The sequence below is a fragment of the Blastochloris viridis genome (assembly GCF_001402875.1).
Taxonomy (GTDB): domain Bacteria; phylum Pseudomonadota; class Alphaproteobacteria; order Rhizobiales; family Xanthobacteraceae; genus Blastochloris; species Blastochloris viridis.
The window spans coordinates 1,755,475-1,773,626 of record NZ_CP012946.1; the positions used below are offsets into that span (position 1 = coordinate 1,755,475).

Annotated in this window: 17 protein-coding genes, 2 tRNA genes and 1 CRISPR repeat array; of the genes, 9 read left to right on the forward strand and 10 right to left on the reverse strand. The window is 66.6% G+C overall.

Going from position 1 to position 18,152, the window contains the following annotated elements; translation table 11 throughout:
• Window positions 1–102: 102 nt before the first annotated feature.
• The 7 genes from tpiA (at window position 103) to BVIR_RS07840 (ending at window position 5,197) form a co-directional block, all read left to right on the forward strand.
• Complete coding sequence (gene tpiA / locus BVIR_RS07810) at window positions 103–858, forward strand: triose-phosphate isomerase (RefSeq protein ID WP_055037186.1); 756 nt, start codon at window positions 103–105, stop codon at window positions 856–858.
• A 242-nt stretch (window positions 859–1,100) separates the two neighbouring features.
• Complete coding sequence (gene secG / locus BVIR_RS07815) at window positions 1,101–1,457, forward strand: preprotein translocase subunit SecG (protein ID WP_055037187.1); 357 nt, start codon at window positions 1,101–1,103, stop codon at window positions 1,455–1,457.
• A 90-nt stretch (window positions 1,458–1,547) separates the two neighbouring features.
• On the forward strand, window positions 1,548–3,176 hold the full coding sequence (locus tag BVIR_RS07820; protein ID WP_055037188.1) for a CTP synthase: 1,629 nt from the start codon (window positions 1,548–1,550) through the stop codon (window positions 3,174–3,176).
• Between the two features lie 165 nt (window positions 3,177–3,341).
• Window positions 3,342–3,417: transfer RNA gene (locus BVIR_RS07825), tRNA-Lys, on the forward strand.
• A 353-nt stretch (window positions 3,418–3,770) separates the two neighbouring features.
• On the forward strand, window positions 3,771–3,992 hold the full coding sequence (locus BVIR_RS07830) for an alkylphosphonate utilization protein (protein ID WP_055037189.1): 222 nt from the start codon (window positions 3,771–3,773) through the stop codon (window positions 3,990–3,992).
• Between the two features lie 263 nt (window positions 3,993–4,255).
• Complete coding sequence (locus tag BVIR_RS07835) at window positions 4,256–4,579, forward strand: DUF6949 family protein (RefSeq protein WP_055037190.1); 324 nt, start codon at window positions 4,256–4,258, stop codon at window positions 4,577–4,579.
• A 90-nt stretch (window positions 4,580–4,669) separates the two neighbouring features.
• Entirely contained in the window at window positions 4,670–5,197 is a 528-nt protein-coding gene (locus tag BVIR_RS07840) for a gamma carbonic anhydrase family protein (RefSeq protein WP_055038754.1), read from the forward strand.
• A gap of 383 nt (window positions 5,198–5,580) precedes the next feature.
• Here the strand turns inward: BVIR_RS07840 and BVIR_RS07845 are convergent, their stop codons facing one another.
• The 4 genes from BVIR_RS07845 to BVIR_RS07860 form a co-directional block, all read right to left on the reverse strand.
• Window positions 5,581–6,255: a transglutaminase-like cysteine peptidase gene (locus BVIR_RS07845; protein ID WP_055037191.1), complete on the reverse strand. Its 675-nt coding sequence runs from the start codon at window positions 6,253–6,255 to the stop codon at window positions 5,581–5,583.
• A gap of 241 nt (window positions 6,256–6,496) precedes the next feature.
• Complete coding sequence (locus BVIR_RS07850; RefSeq protein WP_055037192.1) at window positions 6,497–7,372, reverse strand: DMT family transporter; 876 nt, start codon at window positions 7,370–7,372, stop codon at window positions 6,497–6,499.
• A gap of 96 nt (window positions 7,373–7,468) precedes the next feature.
• On the reverse strand, window positions 7,469–8,092 hold the full coding sequence (locus tag BVIR_RS07855; RefSeq protein ID WP_055037193.1) for a PilZ domain-containing protein: 624 nt from the start codon (window positions 8,090–8,092) through the stop codon (window positions 7,469–7,471).
• A 93-nt stretch (window positions 8,093–8,185) separates the two neighbouring features.
• Entirely contained in the window at window positions 8,186–8,731 is a 546-nt protein-coding gene (locus BVIR_RS07860) for a PAS domain-containing protein (RefSeq protein ID WP_055037194.1), read from the reverse strand.
• 630 nt (window positions 8,732–9,361) lie between these two features.
• Between BVIR_RS07860 and BVIR_RS07865 the strand changes: the two genes are divergently transcribed.
• Both BVIR_RS07865 and BVIR_RS07870 read left to right on the forward strand, forming a co-directional pair.
• The gene (locus tag BVIR_RS07865) at window positions 9,362–10,093 is read left to right on the forward strand and encodes a rhomboid family intramembrane serine protease (RefSeq protein WP_055037195.1); all 732 of its coding nucleotides are present in this window, start codon (window positions 9,362–9,364) and stop codon (window positions 10,091–10,093) included.
• Window positions 10,094–10,198: 105 nt separating this feature from the next.
• Complete coding sequence (locus BVIR_RS07870) at window positions 10,199–10,630, forward strand: CBS domain-containing protein (protein WP_055037196.1); 432 nt, start codon at window positions 10,199–10,201, stop codon at window positions 10,628–10,630.
• Window positions 10,631–10,957: 327 nt separating this feature from the next.
• On the opposite strand, the gene BVIR_RS07875 is transcribed toward BVIR_RS07870, so the two are convergent.
• From BVIR_RS07875 to BVIR_RS07900, 6 genes are all read right to left on the reverse strand, one after another.
• On the reverse strand, window positions 10,958–11,512 hold the full coding sequence (locus tag BVIR_RS07875) for a YciE/YciF ferroxidase family protein (protein WP_082416837.1): 555 nt from the start codon (window positions 11,510–11,512) through the stop codon (window positions 10,958–10,960).
• Window positions 11,513–11,770: 258 nt separating this feature from the next.
• Window positions 11,771–11,855: transfer RNA gene (locus tag BVIR_RS07880), tRNA-Tyr, on the reverse strand.
• A 206-nt stretch (window positions 11,856–12,061) separates the two neighbouring features.
• Window positions 12,062–13,021 (reverse strand): radical SAM protein, encoded by a 960-nt coding sequence (locus tag BVIR_RS07885; RefSeq protein ID WP_236823738.1) that lies wholly within the window; start codon window positions 13,019–13,021, stop codon window positions 12,062–12,064.
• Window positions 13,022–13,083: 62 nt separating this feature from the next.
• A complete protein-coding gene (locus BVIR_RS07890) occupies window positions 13,084–13,863 on the reverse strand; it encodes a carboxymuconolactone decarboxylase family protein (protein WP_145912030.1) in 780 nt (259 codons plus the stop codon).
• A gap of 136 nt (window positions 13,864–13,999) precedes the next feature.
• Window positions 14,000–15,158: a CRISPR direct-repeat array (repeat unit 37 nt; unit sequence GCTTCAATGAGGCCCGAGCGGATTACTCGGGGAATAC).
• 533 nt (window positions 15,159–15,691) lie between these two features.
• The gene (gene cas2 / locus BVIR_RS07895) at window positions 15,692–15,997 is read right to left on the reverse strand and encodes a CRISPR-associated endonuclease Cas2 (RefSeq protein ID WP_055038758.1); all 306 of its coding nucleotides are present in this window, start codon (window positions 15,995–15,997) and stop codon (window positions 15,692–15,694) included.
• A gap of 111 nt (window positions 15,998–16,108) precedes the next feature.
• Window positions 16,109–17,923 carry a CRISPR-associated endonuclease Cas4/Cas1 gene (locus BVIR_RS07900; protein ID WP_082416839.1) on the reverse strand — a complete coding sequence of 605 codons (1,815 nt, stop codon included), beginning with the start codon at window positions 17,921–17,923 and terminating at the stop codon, window positions 16,109–16,111.
• Window positions 17,924–18,152: the final 229 nt, after the last annotated feature.

Genomic DNA, 18,152 nt, shown 5'->3' on the forward strand with positions numbered 1-18,152 from the left:
GCCCAAGGGTGGCGCACAATAGGCGGAGGCTGCCTCGGGGGCAATCCGAGGCGAACAATGCCGGAGACCGCCGCACAGCGGCGGACAATGGGGGGAGAAACCATGTCGGCGACACGCCGTCCGCTGGTGGCGGGCAATTGGAAGATGAACGGGTTCAAGGGCGCGATCGCCGAGTTCCGCGCGGTGGTGGCGGCGGTGGCGGGCGGCGGGGCTGGCCATGCCGAGGTGCTGGTGTGCCCGCCGGCGACGCTGCTTGCCGCCTTTGCCGCCGAGCCGCGCGGCGCGGTCGGGGTCGGCGCCCAGGACTGCCACGCCAATCCCTCCGGCGCCCACACCGGCGATCTGTCGGCGGAAATGCTGAAGGACGCCGGCGCCAGCGCCATCATCGTCGGCCATTCCGAGCGGCGGGCCGACCACGCCGAGACCGACGCCGTGGTTCACGCCAAGGCGGTGGCGGTGCGCCGCGCCGGCCTCACCGCCATCGTCTGCGTCGGCGAGACCAGGGCCGAGCGCGAGGCCGGGCATACCCTCGACGTGGTGGGCCGCCAGCTCGCCGGGTCGGTGCCCGACGGCGCCACCGCTGCCAACACGGTAGTGGCCTACGAGCCGGTGTGGGCGATCGGCACCGGCCTGACCCCGACGCCGGCCGACGTCGCCGAGGTCCACGCCATGATTCGCGACCGGCTGGTCGCGCGGTTCGGCGCGGAGGGGCAGGGCATCCGCATTCTCTATGGCGGCTCGGTGAAGCCCGACAACGCCGCCGAGCTGATGGCGGTGGCCGAGGTCGACGGCGCGCTGGTCGGTGGCGCCTCGCTCAAGGCCACCGATTTCATGGCGATTGCAGGGGTTTATCGCTGACGGCGGCGGCATAGTCCGCGCCGCTTCGGCATCGCGGACCGCACCGACGCGATTCCGCCATACCGTTTTGTTTTCTGTTCGCTTCGGGCCATCACGATTGTGTATCGGCGGCCATCCGGCAGCGTTGCAGCGTTCGCGTGGGTGGAAATGGCTGGAATGATCGTGTATGAGCCCGACCAACCGTGGTCCGGCCGCGGGCGTGCCCTTCGACGTGGCAGCGCCCCGGCCTATTTGCTTGTGTCATGCAGACCGTTCTCATCGTCATTCACCTGATGGTCGTTCTCGCGCTGGTCGGGACCGTTCTCCTGCAGAAATCGGAGGGCGGCGGTCTCGGCATGGGCGGGGGCGGCGGCTTCATGTCCTCGCGCGGCACCGCCAACGTGCTGACCCGGACCACCGCCGTGCTGGCGGCCATCTTCTTCGCCACCAGCCTGGCGCTGTCGGTGCTCGCCGGCTACAGCCGCGAGCCGAAGTCGATTTTCGACAACGCGGCGCCTGTCGGCACGCAGGTGCCGGCCCCGGCCGAAGGGCAGGGCGTGCTTGACCAGATCAAGCCGCCGGTCCAGCCGGGACCGCCCCAGCCGCCGCAATCTCGCTGATCGCGATTACGCGTATCTTCAGTTTCACCTCGGCGAGGAGGCTTTTTGCCTCTCGCCGAATTTGAGTGGGCGGGTTAAAACCTGACTCCCATGGCGCGGTACGTTTTTATCACCGGCGGCGTGGTCTCCTCGCTTGGCAAGGGCCTCGCAGCCGCAGCTCTTGCGGCCGACCTTGAAGCGCGCGGCTACAAAGTCCGCCTGCGCAAGCTCGACCCCTACCTCAACATCGATCCGGGCACGATGAGCCCGTATCAGCATGGCGAGGTGTTCGTCACCGATGACGGCGCGGAGACCGACCTCGACCTTGGCCACTATGAACGCTTCACCGGGCGTCCGTGCTCCCGCATGGACAACATCACCACCGGCCGGATCTATCAAGAGATCCTGCTGAAGGAGCGCCGTGGCGACTATCTCGGCGCCACCATCCAGGTGATTCCCCACGTCACCAACGCGATCAAGGACTTCGTCCTGGCCGGCAACGAGGATTTCGACTTCGTGCTGGTGGAGATCGGCGGCACGGTGGGCGATATCGAGGGCCTGCCGTTCTTCGAGGCGATCCGCCAGCTCGGCAACGACCTGCCGCGCGATCACGCCGTCTATATCCATCTGACGCTGCTGCCGTACATCCCGTCGGCGGGCGAGCTGAAGACCAAGCCGACCCAGCACTCGGTGAAGGAGCTGCGCTCGATCGGCATCCAGCCCGACATCCTGCTGTGCCGCACCGACCGGGCGATTCCGAAGGAGGAGCGGCGCAAGCTGGCGCTGTTCTGCAACGTACGGGAAAGCGCGGTGATCGAGGCGCGCGACGTCGATTCGATCTATGCCGTGCCGCTGGCCTACCACGCCGAGGGCTTCGACGTGGAGGTGCTGCACGCCTTCGGCATCGACCCCGGACCGGAGCCGGACCTGTCGCGCTGGGAGAAGATCACCCAGCGCATCCGCAACCCGGAAGGGTCCGTCACCATCGCGGTGGTCGGCAAGTACACCGGGCTGAAGGACGCCTACAAATCGCTGATCGAGGCGCTGACCCACGGCGGCATCGCCAACAACGTCAAGGTGTCGCTCGACTGGATCGAGGCCGAGATCTTCGAGAACGAGGACCCGGCGCCGTTCCTGGAGCACGTCAACGGCATCCTGGTGCCGGGCGGTTTCGGCGTGCGCGGCACCGAGGGCAAGATCCGGGCGGCCCGCTTCGCCCGCGAGCGCAGGGTGCCCTATTTCGGCATCTGCCTTGGCATGCAGATGGCGGTGGTCGAGGCCGCCCGCAATCTCGCCGGCATAACGGACGCCGGCTCGACCGAGTTCGGCTCCACCTCCGAGCCGGTGGTCGGCATGATGACCGAGTGGCTGCGCGGCAACGATCTGGAGCGGCGGAAGGCCGGCGGCGACCTCGGCGGCACCATGCGGCTCGGCGCCTTCGACGCGCTGCTGCGTCCCGGCAGTCGGGTGGCGCAGATCTACGGCACCACCGAGATTTCCGAGCGCCACCGCCATCGCTACGAGGTCAACATGACCTATCGCGACCGGCTGGAGCAGGTCGGGCTTGCCTTCACCGGACTGTCGCCGGACGGTATCCTGCCCGAGATCGTCGAATATGCCGGCCACCCGTGGTTCATCGGCGTGCAGTTCCATCCCGAGTTGAAGTCGCGGCCGTTCGACCCGCACCCGCTGTTCGCCTCGTTCATCGAGGCGGCGGTGGTGCAGAGCCGGCTGGTGTGAGGTGAGGCCGGCCGGTGCGGCCGGATGTCGGATCATCCGCATAAGTCCGCGAAAATGGTGGCGGCGTGCCGTCGCGAAGCCATTTCCCGCGTTTTTCGCCCCCACCACAGCGGTGGGTTATTGACCCGGAGCGCCAGCCTCCGTATGTCCCTGCCGTCCTCGAACGAGCCCGTAGCTCAGTTGGTAGAGCACGAGACTTTTAATCTTGGGGTCCTGGGTTCGAGTCCCAGCGGGCTCACCAAAATTTCCCAGGTGTTACAGAAGTTTAGAGCGGATTACCCGGTTACCGGGTGGTTCGCTTTTGCTTTCGGGGTATCCGCTGGGTATCCAGCTGACCAAGCTGGCAGATCGTGGCCGGTTCGGCGAAGCGTCCGCATTCAAAGCCGGATTTTCGGCGAGGTGTTGCTGGGATCGCCACCTGATCGTGGAAACCGATTGTCGGTCGGTGTCTCTTAACGGGTCGCCGGAGCGGGCGGTTCGTCCACCGACGCCGAACGGTGCTGCGGCAAGGCGCCGAGCAGCCGAATCGGCCGGCGCGATCGTCGGCGAAGCGACGGACAAAGGGCCGCATCTGCGGCCGACAGAGGACAAGCCATGAGTGAAGATATCGTTCGGGACAGCAACGGCAACCAGCTCAACGACGGCGATTCGGTGACCGTGATCAAGGACCTGAAGGTCAAAGGCACGTCGGAGACGATCAAGCGCGGCACGCTGGTGAAGGGCATCCGGCTGACCGGAAATCCCGGCGAGGTCGAGTGCAGCACCAAGCAGGTCAGGGGCCTCGTGCTGAAGACCGAGTTCCTCAAGAAAGCCTGAGCCGGGGCGGCGCTGGCCTCGGTGCCGTCAAAAATCGGTCGGCGGGGGCGATCCGGCGTCGGTGCAGGATGCCGATCACGGCCGAATTCAGCTTGCGCGGCCTCGTCCGTCGCGGTGTCCGGCAAAGCCTCGCGCGGTCGCCGGCCACCGCCGTTAACCCTTTGCGAACGAAGTTGCGGCGCCGCATTAACGCTGTGTTAACCTCTGCCATCGCCGCCCGGCACCACCGGGCAGTCGGTCGGAACAGGTGCAGGGGTCGCGTCGTGTCGCCGGAAACCATTCAGAATTTCATCACGCTTGGCCTTGGGTTCGCGATCGCCGGGATGCTCGCCACCGGCTATCAGGCGCTGGCGGCGCGGCCGGCGAGTTTCCACGCGCTGCTCACCGGCGGGGCGACCGCCTACGCCCACGTGCCGTTCCTGGTGTTCGCAGCGCCGTTCATCATCGTGCGCAACACGGTGCGGCGCGAGCGGTTCGAGAACAACAATCCGATCGGCGTTGCCGTCGCGACCATGATCGCCGGTTTCTGGAGCCTGATGTCGGGCACCGCCGTCATCGTGCTGCTGCGCGCGTTCGAACTGGTCTAGCTTTCGCCGTCTTCGGCCGCCGACCCCGGCGTCGCCGCGGAGCCGGTTGGCAGCACCTGTGCGTCTTTGCCCGTGCGTTGGGAGGACTTCGTGCCGATCTACGCCCTCGATGGCATCAGCCCCGAATTGCCGCAGCATGACCGCTGCTGGATTGCGCCCGACGCGGTGCTGATCGGCCGCGTGCTGCTCGAAGACGAGGCCAGCGTTTGGTGGGGCGCGGTGCTGCGCGGCGACAACGAGCTGATTCATGTCGGCGCCCGCTCCAACGTGCAGGACGGCGCCATGCTTCACACCGACATGGGCTTTCCGCTCACCATTGGCGCCGACTGCACCATCGGCCACCGTGCCACCCTGCACGGCTGCATCATCGGCGACGGCTCGCTGGTCGGCATGGGAGCCACCATGCTCAACGGCGCGGTGCTCGGGCGCAACTGCCTGGTCGGGGCCAACGCCCTCGTCACCGAGGGCAAGACGTTCCCGGACAATTCGCTGGTCGTGGGTTCGCCGGCGCGCGCCATCCGCGCGTTGCCGCCCGACGCGGCGGCACGGCTGGTCAAATCGGCTGCCCATTACGTCGCCAACTGGCGGCGCTACGCCGCCGGCCTGTCCCGGCTGTGATGGTGGGCCGGCCGGGAGCCGGAAACGGCGTCACGCGCCTGATGTCCCGTTGTGCCGGGCGGCTGGGGTCGGCGGATTTACCGCCGAAACGTTGAGGCCGGCCCTGTGGACAGGACCGGCCTCTGCGCAGTCGGCCTTGGACGGGGAGGGTCGGACCGGACCGGGCGCGTGTTCGGTTCGAGCATCCGCCGATCGGGATGTATCGCGCGGATGCTCAAAACGTTCGGCGGGCGTTGTCAAAGCCGGCCCGCCCTCCCGCGGACCGGATCGATCGACGCCGCCTTGGTGAAGCATCGGCCGGGATGACGGTCTCGGGCGATGCTCCGGGCAACCGGTTTGCTTGTCCTTCCACAAACTCGGGTGCATTGGCGGCGTGCGGCGCTCTATCGGCGATCCGCTGCCGTGATCGGCGTACGGGGACGAGTGTCGCCCAGCGCGACCCACAGGTTCGGGTCGGACTGGCTCTGCCGTTTGACGTAGCGATAGCCAGTCTCGTGCCACGGCAGCACCTCGGTGACCTGGTTGTCGAGGATGAACTCGCCATGGTCGGTGCGCACCGTCAGCACGGCGTGTCCATCGTCGCGCTGGTCGCGCACCACCGTGATCAGCAGCGCCTCGCGCGGCCAGCCCGCCTCCATCAGCAGGTGGCGCTTCAACAGCACATAGTCTTCGCAGTCGCCGCGATCGACCGGATAAGTCCAGTATTCGAGCCGGTCGTAGGTTTCGATATCGGTCGCCGGCTGGATGCGGGTGTTGACCTCGGTGTTGATGGCGAGCAACTGCTTCCAGGCCGTCGCAGTCAGCCGCACGTCGCGCGGCTCGCTCGGACGAACCCGGCATTCCTCGCGATGCTCGCCGCAAAACTGAACCCAGCCGATCGGCGGGCGGGCATATTCTCCGACCGCGATAAAAATCGGGCGCTCGGTCGGGGCCGCGCTCACCGAGGCGGTATCGAACCCGGCGGTCAGTGCGACGGCGGCCAACCCTGCTGCGTAGACGATCCAGCCTCGCCGCGGTCGAAGGCGTCCGAAATACGTTGATGTGCTTGTCTTGTCCATTTGACCCTCCCCAGGGCAAAGACAAGACTGACAGGTACACTTTGAACTCGCGCTAAGTCAGGAATGTGCTCTTTAGCTAAACCCAATACAACGTCGAATTAAACTTCGCGAAAAACACAAGATAATTTGAATCGAAGGCGAGCTAATCTTTCGACAAAACCGATTCAAATGCGAGGGAATGGATTCGGAGTCCGTTTCCGCTCCGAAATCCGGTAAGTCATTGATAACAAACGGTTGGGAATCAGGTGCGGCGACCGGCCCGCGCTTCCGACCACAGCAGCACAAGGCCGGCGAGGACGATCACCGCGGCGCCGACCATGGTCTGCACCTCGGGCACCTCGCCGAACATCAGCCAGCCCCACACCACCGCCCAGGCGATGAAGGTGTACTGATAGGGCGCGACGGTTGAGGCCGGCGCCAGCTTGAGCGACCTGGTGACGCACATATGGCCGAGGGTCGACACCAGCCCGAGCAGCGCCAGCGCCGAGAAATCGAGCAAGCTCGGCGTCACCCAAGCGAACGGCACCAGCACCAGGCCGAGCGCCAACGCGCCGACCGCCTGCCAGAACACCAGCGTGACGTCGGATGTGTCGCGCAGCAGGCGACCGGTGACGTTCATCAGTGCGAACATCAGCGCCCCGGTCAGCGCGCCGAGCGCCGGCAGCGACACCGCCTCCGACGACGGCTTGAGCGCGATCACCACCCCGACGAAGCCGACGCCGACCAGCAGCCAGCGCCGCGCGCCGACCCGCTCGCCGAGCGCCAGCGGCGACAGCGCCACCACGAAGATCGGCGAGGCGAGCAGAAAGGTCATGGCGTCGGCGAGCTGCAAATAGGCCAGCATCCAGTAGAACAGGCCGATCTCCGCCGTCGCAGCGGCGACGCGGGCGGCCTGCAGCCACGGCTGGCCGGGGCGCAGCACGCGGCCGACGCCCTCGCGCAGCACCAGTGGCGTCAGCATGATCAGGGAGAAGGCGCTGCGGATGACCAGCACCTGGCCCACCGCGTAGGTCGCCACCAGCCATTTGCCCATGGCGTCGTTCAGCGAGAACATGAAGACGCCGAGCAGCATCATGCCGATGCCGGCGAGTGCGGCGAACCTTTGGGCGGAGGGCATTGGCGGGGGATGAGTAAGGGGAACGGACGCCCCTTGCGTGCCCGGTCCGCCGCTCGGCGTCAATCGCATCGGGCTCGGCCGGGCCCTGCGCTGGGATCAGAACTGCGGGTCGGGCGCCTTCAGCTCGTCTTCCAGCGTTGCCACGTGCTGATAGCGGGCGAACTCCACCGCGAAGCCGTTCTCGATGTGGCGCACCACGCGCGCCGGGGTGCGGCCGAGGGTGATGCGGGTGCCGACTGGCGGCCGGATCTCGCTGCGCACCGCGGCGCCCGACAGCGACACGTCGACCACCACGCAGGGGAACGTCGAGCCGGTCGGCATGGTGATGATGGAACGCGGGTCACGCGGCACCACGCGGGCGTGGCGGCGGTCCTCCGGCAGGCCGAGCTTGCCGCGGTTGGCGAGCCAGGTCAGCGCCTCGGCCAGCTTCTCGCGGCGGCGCGGCGTGCCGGACACGGTCATGGCGAAGCCGTGCTCGAACAGGCGGGTGACGCGGCCCTCGACGCGGCCGAGCTCGTCGATATAGGCGACCACCCGCTCGCCCGGCCGCGGCAGCACCGGCGCGATCAAGGCGACGCCGCCGGGCGACATGTTCAGGGTCTGGCAGGGGTATTCCTGCTGGCTCTCCAGCATGAACCGGCCGAGCAGGGTGAGCTGTACGCGCTGGTGGCGCCGGCGCTCGGCGAAATGGGGCCGTAAGGTTCTTGCTGCTTCAGCCATGGCCCGCGCGGAAGTTGAGGACACCGATTACCGGACGGCCATCTTGAGCGGCTGTCGTTAATAGCAGGTAAGCTCGGCGGCACCGCCTGAACGTTATGCGACCCCTTTGCCGAGATTGGCGCACCGTCGCGAGACGTCGTGTTCGACGCCGTTGTGGAGGTGGTGGACCGAACGGATGTGCAATTCGCGCACCGGATCGCCCATCAGCCACCACGGCGTCTCCGGGCCGGCCAGGCCGCACAGCATCTGGGCGTGGGTGGCGCCGTCGACCAGGAGCGGCAGCAGCAGCAACTCCAGGGCGAGCTCGCCGTGGTCGACGCTCATTCCCATCAACTGCGCCAGGGCGGGCGCCTGGGACTCGGCAATCTCGGCGATCAACAGGGCGATGGCGTCGCGGTCGGGCGCAGCAAACAGCTCGACGAAGGCGCTGCCGCGCAATTCGCGGCCGAACATCGCGCAGGTGCGCGATCCGGCGAGCCGGATCAGATGACCCGACGTCGCATCGAGCGCCAGCGTCAATACATCGGGGAGGGCGCCGGCGATGTTGGCGGGCGATATCAGTGCCCGCTCCGGCGCCGCGCGGTCGCCTCGTTGCCGGTTCCATTCCATGAAAAGGTGCCGCAGCATCGGATGTTTCATGTTAAGTCTCCGTTGCGGCAAGTTCATTCCTAAACAGGACAAACTTATGACCTGAGAAGGCCGCCGTAATATTTCGGGTAGTCGACTCGTCAAAACCCAAAAAGTTCTGCCGTCATTTTGTATGGACAGTTTAGCGTAAACAGAGGTTTATGGCGAAAGACTCAATTTGAGCGATTGCCGGTCGCATCCACAATTCCCTGCCGCGCCGAGGTGAAAAAGCGCCGTTGCCGTCGGCTGCGCTTGCGCCCGTCCGCAGTCCGGGCCATGGCTTAGAGACCGTTTGGAAACTCGGACGGCGGGCCGCGTTGTGGCGCGAACTGCCGGACGCCAGGAGGAAAGCGAGACCGATACCGGGGAGTACCTACGAGCTTTTTGACGCCGCGACCGGCGTTCGCCCCGCAACCCGAAGGGCCGGGCCGCTTTCGGGCGCCCGGTTCGTCGCCGATCTCGACCGTACTCCCCGGTACGCTCTTCGATCGGCTCCTGCCGGAGCGCCCGAAATCGGCTCCGGCGCGGCCCCGTCGGAGTTTCCAAACGGTCTCTTAACGCAGGTTCCTGCCGCTTCCTGCGGGCCGGCTGCCAGCGATACGTTCGGGCGGCGGCCGCAGTCTGACCAACACAGGATCGACCATGACGTCCTCTCAACCAGGTTCCGAGCCGATGTTCAACGTGCCGCCCGCGGCGTTGGCGCTGACGATTGCGCTGGTCGCGGTTCACGTGATTCGGGAACTGGTCGGGCGCGAGGCGGACGTCGACATCCTGCTCTATTTCGCCTTCATCCCGGCGCGCTACACCGACGTCGCAGCGTTCGGCGAGCTGCCGGGTGGCGTTGGCGCCGAGTTCTGGACGTTCGTGACCTATGCCTTTCTCCATGCCGACTGGACCCATCTGCTGGTCAACGCGGTGTGGCTTTTGGCGTTCGGCTCGGCGGTGGCGTGGCGGTTCGGCACCGCGCGCTTTCTGGCGTTCTTCGCGCTGACGGCGGCGGCGGGCGCTGCCGCTCACCTTGCGTTCCACATCGGCGAGCCGGTGCCGCTGGTGGGCGCCTCCGGCGCGCTGTCCGGGTTCATGGCGGCGGCGGCGCGGTTCGTGTTCGAGGCTGGCGGGCCGCTCGGCGCGTTCCGCCACCACGGAGCGGCGGCGTACCGGGTGCCGGCGCTGCCGCTCGGCCGTGCGCTGCGCGATCCGCGTATCGTGGCGTTCCTGGCGGTTTGGATCGGGCTCAACTTCCTGTTCGGGCTGGGTAGCCTGGGCAGCGAGCTGTCGGGCAGCACGATCGCCTGGGAGGCGCACCTTGGCGGCTTTGCCGCCGGATTGGCCGGATTCGCGCTGTTCGATCCGGTTACTCGCCGTGACCGATAGCCGCATACCACTGTTTGCTTTGCGACCGCGTCAATTCAGGCGGATACTGATTGCCTGACCGCTCCAACGACCGGGTGCCATCCTGGAACAGGGAGGAAGGCGCGGATGATTGTCCGGACGATACTCGCAAACAAGGTCGGCGAGGTCGCGACGATGTTGCCCGACCAGCCGGTGATGGACGCCGCGATGCTGCTCGCCAGCCGCCAAATCGGCGTGGTGGTGGTGACGACGGCCGACAACATGGTGCTCGGCATCCTGTCCGAGCGCGACATCGTCCGCCGGCTCGCCGAGGCGGGCGCGAGGGTGCTCGATGCGCCGGTCAGGACGGTGATGACCACCGACGTCGCGATCTGCTCGCCCGACGAGCCGCTCGACGTGATCATGCGGCGCATGACCACCGGCGGATTCCGTCACCTGCCGGCGGTTTCCGCGGGGCGGCTGCTCGGTGTCATCTCGATGGGCGACGTGGTGAAATACAATCTCGACCAGATGGAATACGTCAGCCGCGAACTGAACGGCTACATGCTGACGGCCTGACCGGCTTGGCGATGACATGACGCCGGCGGCGTCCGGGGACGCGTGGTTCCTCGTGGCCCGATGCGCCCGCGGGTCTCGACGCCGGGCCATGGGACGGACGCCGTGCGCTCGTTCCAGATAACGATATGGCGGTTTTGCAGGAACACTGTCGCGACCGGGACGATGGTGTGGGCGATGACGCCCGGCGTTGCGCAAACGCCATATCTCAACACCGGACGATCGCGCCCGCCAACACGAATACGGCCAAAGCAGGCGGCGCATGGCGGACCGCTTTGGCCGTTCCGTTGGCGGGGTACGCAACGCCGGCCGGATCGGCCAGGCCTCGTATTACGCCGCCTTGGCGTTGACCGAGGTCTCGGCGATCTGGGTGAGCAGCTTGTTGGTCTTGATCTCTTCCTGAAGGTTCTGGTCGATCAACTTGGCGATATCCGAAAGGCCGAGTTGCACGGCCCAGCTTTTCAACGCGCCGTAACGGGCGATCTCATAGTGCTCGACCGCCTGTGCCGAGGCGACCAGCCCGGCGTCGAGCGCCGGCGAGTCGGAGAATTCGTCCATCACCTCCTTGCCTTCCTCGACGATGCCGAGAATGGCTTCGCAGGTCTTGCCGCGCGCGGCAAGATCGAGCAGTTCGAAGACTTGCTGCAGCCGCTCGACCTGCGTTTCGGTCTCGTCGCGGTGGGTTTCGAACGCCGCCTTGACCTCGGGCGAGGAGGCCTCGCGCGCCATCTTGGGCAAGGTCTTCAGGATCTGCTTCTCGGCGTAATACATGTCCTTGAGATAGGCGACGAACAGGTGCTGGAGCGTCCGCTCCTTCGGATGGGTCTTGGTCTTGGCGTCGGGCGCGGTGTCCGTCTTGGTCGTGACGGTCTTGGATTCGGCCATGGGGGTGTCCTCGGCAGGGGGATGAAATCCGCCGATCAACCCCGCGCATCAAGGCTTTGTTCCGGCACGGCGTACCGCCAGCACGGGCATCCGCAGCACCGCTGCCGCCGCGGCGGGCATGAACATCTCTGTGCAGCCGGTGCGCCTGCGCGCGGCCTGGCCGCGTTGGATCGCGATGGCGCCGTCACCCTCGGCCGTCACATCGGGCTCGCCCACTGAGGGGCACCCAAGTATTTGATTTAAATGGATTTCAACAGATGGTGGGGGAGGTAGGACTCGAACCTACGAAGGCTTAGCCAGCGGATTTACAGTCCGCCCCCTTTGCCGCTCGGGACACTCCCCCAACCTCAGCCTCCGGGTGGCGAAGCCAGCGCCGGAAACCGCGTCAGTGGCGCGTCTTATGGTGGCCGATCGGCGGACTGTCAACACACCTGAGCGAGTGTCCACGGCTCAGGTGACAAAATGCTGACCGTCGGCCGGTGCGGAGGCGCACGCGCGGCCAATTCGGCGGCGCGGAGCGCGGGAGAGGCGCCCGGCCGCGATGCGGCCTCAACCGCCGTCATTGCGGGAAGCGCTGCACGAGCCGCCGCCGAGCACGCAGAAATTGGCGCAGTGGCGGTGGTTGAGCGGGACGCGGCGGGCGGCGGCGGCGAGCGAGGGGCCGAGGTCGAAGCGGGGGTCATAGGGCAGCAGCGTGCAGGCCACCACGCTGAGGCGGTCCGCGCCCTTTCGCTTCACCACCATGCGCGACGACGCGCACATCATCTGCTCGGGGCGCTTGTGCAGGACCGCCCAGCACGATTCGCTGATCTCCGGCACGTTGTCGTCGTCCGTCATTTCCGGAAACAGCACCAGTGCGGCGGGGTCGCGGGCGTCGAGTTCAAGGCCGAGGCCGGCGAACAGCCGGGCATAGCCGGAGCGCAGCACCGCCTCCGGCTCGCCCGAGGCGGTGCGGCCGGCCACCGCGACGACGAAGCCGTGGCGGGCCAGCCAGAGCAGGCCCTCCACCGCCGGCGCCCAGCTTCGCGGGCCGCGCATCTCCTCGTGCCGGGCTGGCGCGTAATGGTCGAGCGAGACTCGCAACGTCAGCCGGCCTGGAAACATCGCCCGAAGGCCGAGCAGCCTGGCGCGGTGATGGTCGAGTGGCGCCATGGCGTTGGTCAGCACCAGAACGCGGAAGCCGCGCGCCAGCGCGTCCTCGATCATGCCGGTGATGTCGCGGTTGGCGAACGGCTCGCCGCCGGTGAAGCCGATCTCGTGCGGCGGCGGCGCGAGCCCGGCTGCCTCGTCGAGGCAGGCCCGCACCTCGGCTCGGCTGAGGAAGGCAAGGCGATCGTTGCGTGGTGACGATTCGATGTAGCAGGACGGGCAGGCGAGGTTGCACAGCGTGCCGGTGTTGAACCACAGCGTCTCCAGCGCGGTGAGCGTGACGCCGGCCCGGCGTTGGCCGCTCGCCGTCCAATCGGGGTCGGCGAATCTGGCCCGCGGCGATTCGGGAGGGGGGCTCACCTGTCTGCTCCACATGGCTTGGCCCGCGGCCGCCGTTTCTCGAACCGGCACAACGCCGGCCGTCACCCATCGGCGGCTGACCGCGACGGCGGCAGCCGGCACAGCCCGGCGTCCTCGGCGCCGAGCGCGGCGTTGAACTTGGCGCTGAAGTTCTGGAACGCGATCCAGGCGGTGAGGGCGGTGATGCCGTCGTCGTCGAAGTGGGGCCTCAAGGCGTCGATCTCCGACGCCGTCACCCGCTTGGCGGTGTCGGTCATTGTCTCGGCGTAGGCGAGGGCGGCGCGCTCGCACTCCGAAAATAGCGGGCTGGTTCGCCATTTTTCAACCGCCGCGGCCTTGTCGGCTGCGCCGGCGGCCTTCAGCAGATTGTAGGCGTTGAGGTCGACGCAGAACGCACAGCCATTGATCTGCGCCACCCGCACCGACAGCGCGCTGCGCAGCGCGGTGTCGATCGGGAAGGCGCGGCGCTGGAACAGGCCAAGCAGGATCAGAAGGCCGAGGAAATGGCCGGGCAGCCGCCCCCACAGCCAGGACGGCGACAGCACCTGGCCGTAGCGGCGGACCTGGTTGCGGAAGAACAGCCGCAGGTACCAGGGGTATTCGGCGATGGGCTTAGGCTCGATGAACGGCATCCTCGCCTCCGCGGCTGCGCCTGCCGCGAAGCAGCGCACCCGGCCCTTGCCGTTGTAGGGCGGGATTTGGCCGTTCAAGCGTGGCCGAGACGGCGGCGGCACGGATCGGTCCGGCGCGGCGGACGTATCGGCCGGATCGAACGGGTGACGGCACAGCCGCAGCCGCCGCGAGACGATCGGGTCGCGGACGTAGCAGGTGCTGCGTGCCATATCGCGTGCAGGATCACGCCCAGCTTGCGCGTCACGTTGACCGTCGCGATGAAGCCCAGCGCCGTCACCGGGCTGACGCGCGGATTACTCGGGGAATACCGCGATAGAGCCGCGCCCGCACCGACGATGTCGCCGCGCTTCAATGAGGCCCGAGCGGATTACTCGGGGAATACCCGGTGCAGCACCTCCGCGCCGTCCGGCAGCGCCGGGCTTCAATGAGGCCCGAGCGGATTACTCGGGGAATACATCAAGACCCTCAACAAGGCGGTGGAGCTGACGCTGCTTCAATGAGGCCCGAGCGGATTACTCGGGGAATACAGGCGCGGTGAGCGAAAATCCGTTGTCGAGGGTGAGTTGGCTTCAATGAGGCCCGAGCGGATTACTCGGGGAATACCGCCGTCACCTCGGACGCCCGCCGGCCGCGCACGCCGCTTCAATGAGGCCCGAGCGGATTACTCGGGGAATACTCCCTGGCCTCGGCCGAGGCGACCGCGGTGCTGGGGGGCGCGCTTCAATGAGGCCCGAGCGGATTACTCGGGGAATACGCCGCATCTTCAGCGGTCGGCGTCACACGACCTTCTGGCTTCAATGAGGCCCGAGCGGATTACTCGGGGAATACGTCTGTGCATCCGCAAAGCCAGCCTTCGGTCGTGGCGTGCTTCAATGAGGCCCGAGCGGATTACTCGGGGAATACCGCCAGCGGCGCTGTAATCAGCTCGCCGGTGTCGAGGCTTCAATGAGGCCCGAGCGGATTACTCGGGGAATACCGTGACCGACCCTGGCCATGTCCATCCCAATTCAGTTCCAAGCTTCAATGAGGCCCGAGCGGATTACTCGGGGAATACTAACACGCGTTGGCTTGTTGAATACTGAGCCTGACAAGCGCTTCAATGAGGCCCGAGCGGATTACTCGGGGAATACTGCTTATGAGCCGCTCAATGGCCGTTGATAGGTGGTCGCTTCAATGAGGCCCGAGCGGATTACTCGGGGAATACTTCTCGGCCGCCGCGTTCCACCCCTTGTCCCAAACGCCGCTTCAATGAGGCCCGAGCGGATTACTCGGGGAATACTGGTCTGGTAGCTTTGGTGTGTTGGACAGGTCACCTAGGCTTCAATGAGGCCCGAGCGGATTACTCGGGGAATACGCCGCCCACCACTGCCTTGACGTTTTCCCAGTTGCGGATGCTTCAATGAGGCCCGAGCGGATTACTCGGGGAATACGCAGCGTATCGCTTGATGCCGGCAAGTCGATTGGAAGGCTTCAATGAGGCCCGAGCGGATTACTCGGGGAATACCCCTGCCAGATTTTTGCTCGATTACGCAGGAGAATAGACAGGTACTTGCGAGAGCTGCGTCAACGGTCTCGCCTCGCAACGTGCGACAAGGCATGAACGTATTTCACATTGGCAAACAGCCCTTCAAATTCAAGGATCTAAACAGCTGCGAGCGCTTACGGGAGAAATGCATATCACGGCAGCGCTCGCGCCGTAAGGCGGCACGTTCCGAACGCGGGGTCAGCGCCGACGATTGTGACAGCGGGGATCGCAGATCCGAGTGACTGCCGGACGAGACGAGATTCTTCTCAGGCGAGGTCCGGAAGGTCCATCCGCAGTCTTGAAACCGGCATCGCCGAAAATTCCTGCTTGAACTCAGGGTTTTCGGGGGGGGCGTCCTCCCAGGAGTCTGATTGGACGTGAGGACATATAGGGATAATAATTTCAAATTTAGAGTATTTTTCCGATCTGGTTGCATCAGATCTGACACTTTCATGGTTTTGGTTATCGTACTTTATTTCATGAATTCGGCTCACAATTTTGCGGGAAATGCTCTAAATCACCACCGCGCGCCGCTCGATCGGCTGGAAGCTCTTGCCCAGGCTCTCGACCGCGAACTCAACATCCTCGGCCGGGCCGAGATCGAGGATGATGACGTGGTCGGCGTCGCGGTCGATCAGGTCCTCCAGCGCGGAGGCCATCTCGGCCCGGCGGCCACCGTCGAGCCGGCAGTGGAACACCGAGAGCTGCAGCCAGCGGCCATAGCCCTTCATGGTCTTGAACACCCGCCGCCAGCGCTTGGGGTCGGAGATGTCGTAGGCGACCACGTAAGCGTGCTCGGCATTTGAGCGGCGGGCCATCGCGTTCTCCGTCAAAGCTTGCGGTCTGACCGGGTCAGATCGCAAGCTTTAAGATGTTGGCTTGGCGCATTCTCTTTCGCAAAACCGGCATCCACTTTTGCGGAGAATGCTCTACCTGGGCACGTAATGCGGATAGCGCGGAATCTCGCCGCACACGAAGCGCGCAAACAGCCGGGCCTGGATCTGGATCAGCCGGCGCATTGACACCTGATAGCCGAACGCCGGGTGCGTGGTCTCCTGGTCGAGCCGGCGCTCATAGGCCGCGATCAGCGCGCGCCGCGCCTTGGGCTTCAAGTTGCAGCCGCCGGCGGCGGAGACGAAGTCGTCCGGCGCCAGCTCGCCATTGTTGAGCGCCATCAGCACGGCGGAATCTGCCAGCACCGGCCGGAACGGCTCGATCAGGTCGAGCGCCAGCGCCGGCCGTCCCGGCCGCTCGGCGTGATAGACGCCCTTCCAGGGATCGAGCCCGGCGACCGAGATTGCCGACGAGAACGTGCGCGTCAGCACCGCGTAGATCAGCGACAGGCAGGCGTTGACCGGATCGGCGGGCGGGCGGCGGTTGCGGCGCTCGAAGGCAAAGGCCGGCAGCGCGGCGACGGCATCGGTGAACAGCTTCGGCAAAGCGCGAAAATAGAGCGCCGCCGCCTCGCCCTCCAGGCCGAGCAGCGCGGCTGCGGTCTCCGCGCGCGCGGTGCGGTCGGCGAGCAGCGCGAGGCGGTCGAGCAGCGGGCCGCGCTCGCCATCCTCGCCGCGCCAGTTGCGTCGCAAAATGGTGCGCGAATTGCGAATCTTGGCGGCCACCAGCTCGCGCGCGAAGGCGAGGCGGCGCGGCTCGTCGGCGGCGAGCGCGTACTGCGCGGTGCGCACCGTTGCGCTCCTTGGCCCCTGGCCGCCGGTCGAGCCGAGATACCAGAAGCCCGACGACATCCACGCCACCGGCACGTCGCGGCGCAGCAGCTCGTGGACGGCCGGCGTGGTGAGCGAGACGGGACCGGCCAGCACGAGTTCCGACACCTCGTCGAGCGCAACGGCGCGGTCCGCCTCGCCCTCGACCTGCACGACGAGGGTGAAGTCCTTCTTGGTCACCCGCGCGCCCGGCGTCTGGACGTAGAGCGGCAAAGCCGGCGTCGCGGCCGGCGGCGGGGTGCGCGCGATCGCCCCCTTGCGGAACCAGTTGACCTCGTCGGGCAGGCAGATCGGCAGCAGCGAGCAGCGCACGCATTTTTGCGAGTGGTCGAGCGGTGGCGGCAGCCGGCCCGCCGCCACGGTCAGCCGCAGGTCGGAGGCGGCACCGAGCGCGGTGGCGATCAATTCGTCGGTCAGCTCGACGCGCACCCGCTCGCGGCTGTCGGCGAACCACAGCGCGCCCTCCTCGCAGGTGTAGCCGGCCTCGCGCAGCAGCAGCGCCTGCACGCACACCTGCACCCGCTCGGGCAGATACGCGCCCTCGGCGACATGGGGCCGCTTGCCGGTCTTGATGTCGACCGGCACGACGCGGCCGTCGTCGGCCTCGATGACATCGAGTTCGGCGGTGAGGCCGAGCCGCTCGGAAGCGAGCAGCAGCCGGCGGGTCTTGAGCGTGCGATCGTCCGGCAGCGCGTCCGGCTCGGGCAGCGCCGGCGCGGCGCCGGTCTCGGTGGCCTTGTGGGCTCTGCGGCCGGCGGCGGTGTCGGCGTTGCCGGCCCATTCGCCGCGGCCCCATTCCAGCACGGCGAGGCGCGGGCAGTAGACCCATTCGTTGATCATTCGGGCGGGAGTGAGCATCTCGTCGGCCGCCGCGGGCGGCGCGAACAGCGCCAATTCGCCCTGGCGGGCGGCGGGGCGGGCCGGAGCGGCGGCGCCTTGGTCGCTCAGGTTCTGGCCAAGAGCGTCTTGGCCGGGCACAGACCCGGCCGGCGGATCGGACCGTGTATCAGACGAAGACATGCCCACCTCCCGCACGCTGAACGTGCAAGAGGCGGGCCAGGCGCGGAGATATTTGAGTCAGGGGATCGTCCACCTGCCATCATCTATCTTCAATGAGGCCCGAGCCGGCTCGGCTCGGGGACCGCGCCTAAAGCGTCTTATACATCATGGCAGGCGGTTAAAGGAGAAGGAAAGCAACTTATTGACTGGCGGCGCCAAGCCAACTAGTTTTAAATAGCATCTCTGGCGA

What these genes read in the sequence shown, in the direction of transcription:
- tpiA (WP_055037186.1), top strand. Translation starts at nt 103, where the DNA reads ATGTCGGCGACACGCCGTCCGCTGGTGGCGGGCAATTGGAAGATGAAC.
- secG (WP_055037187.1), top strand. Translation starts at nt 1,101, where the DNA reads ATGCAGACCGTTCTCATCGTCATTCACCTGATGGTCGTTCTCGCGCTG.
- BVIR_RS07820 (WP_055037188.1), top strand. Translation starts at nt 1,548, where the DNA reads ATGGCGCGGTACGTTTTTATCACCGGCGGCGTGGTCTCCTCGCTTGGC.
- BVIR_RS07830 (WP_055037189.1), top strand. Translation starts at nt 3,771, where the DNA reads ATGAGTGAAGATATCGTTCGGGACAGCAACGGCAACCAGCTCAACGAC.
- BVIR_RS07845 (WP_055037191.1), bottom strand. Translation starts at nt 6,255, where the DNA reads ATGGACAAGACAAGCACATCAACGTATTTCGGACGCCTTCGACCGCGG.
- BVIR_RS07850 (WP_055037192.1), bottom strand. Translation starts at nt 7,372, where the DNA reads ATGCCCTCCGCCCAAAGGTTCGCCGCACTCGCCGGCATCGGCATGATG.
- BVIR_RS07855 (WP_055037193.1), bottom strand. Translation starts at nt 8,092, where the DNA reads ATGGCTGAAGCAGCAAGAACCTTACGGCCCCATTTCGCCGAGCGCCGG.
- BVIR_RS07860 (WP_055037194.1), bottom strand. Translation starts at nt 8,731, where the DNA reads ATGAAACATCCGATGCTGCGGCACCTTTTCATGGAATGGAACCGGCAA.
- BVIR_RS07865 (WP_055037195.1), top strand. Translation starts at nt 9,362, where the DNA reads ATGACGTCCTCTCAACCAGGTTCCGAGCCGATGTTCAACGTGCCGCCC.
- BVIR_RS07870 (WP_055037196.1), top strand. Translation starts at nt 10,199, where the DNA reads ATGATTGTCCGGACGATACTCGCAAACAAGGTCGGCGAGGTCGCGACG.
- BVIR_RS07875 (WP_082416837.1), bottom strand. Translation starts at nt 11,512, where the DNA reads ATGGCCGAATCCAAGACCGTCACGACCAAGACGGACACCGCGCCCGAC.
- BVIR_RS07890 (WP_145912030.1), bottom strand. Translation starts at nt 13,863, where the DNA reads ATGGCACGCAGCACCTGCTACGTCCGCGACCCGATCGTCTCGCGGCGG.
- cas2 (WP_055038758.1), bottom strand. Translation starts at nt 15,997, where the DNA reads ATGGCCCGCCGCTCAAATGCCGAGCACGCTTACGTGGTCGCCTACGAC.
- BVIR_RS07900 (WP_082416839.1), bottom strand. Translation starts at nt 17,923, where the DNA reads ATGTCTTCGTCTGATACACGGTCCGATCCGCCGGCCGGGTCTGTGCCC.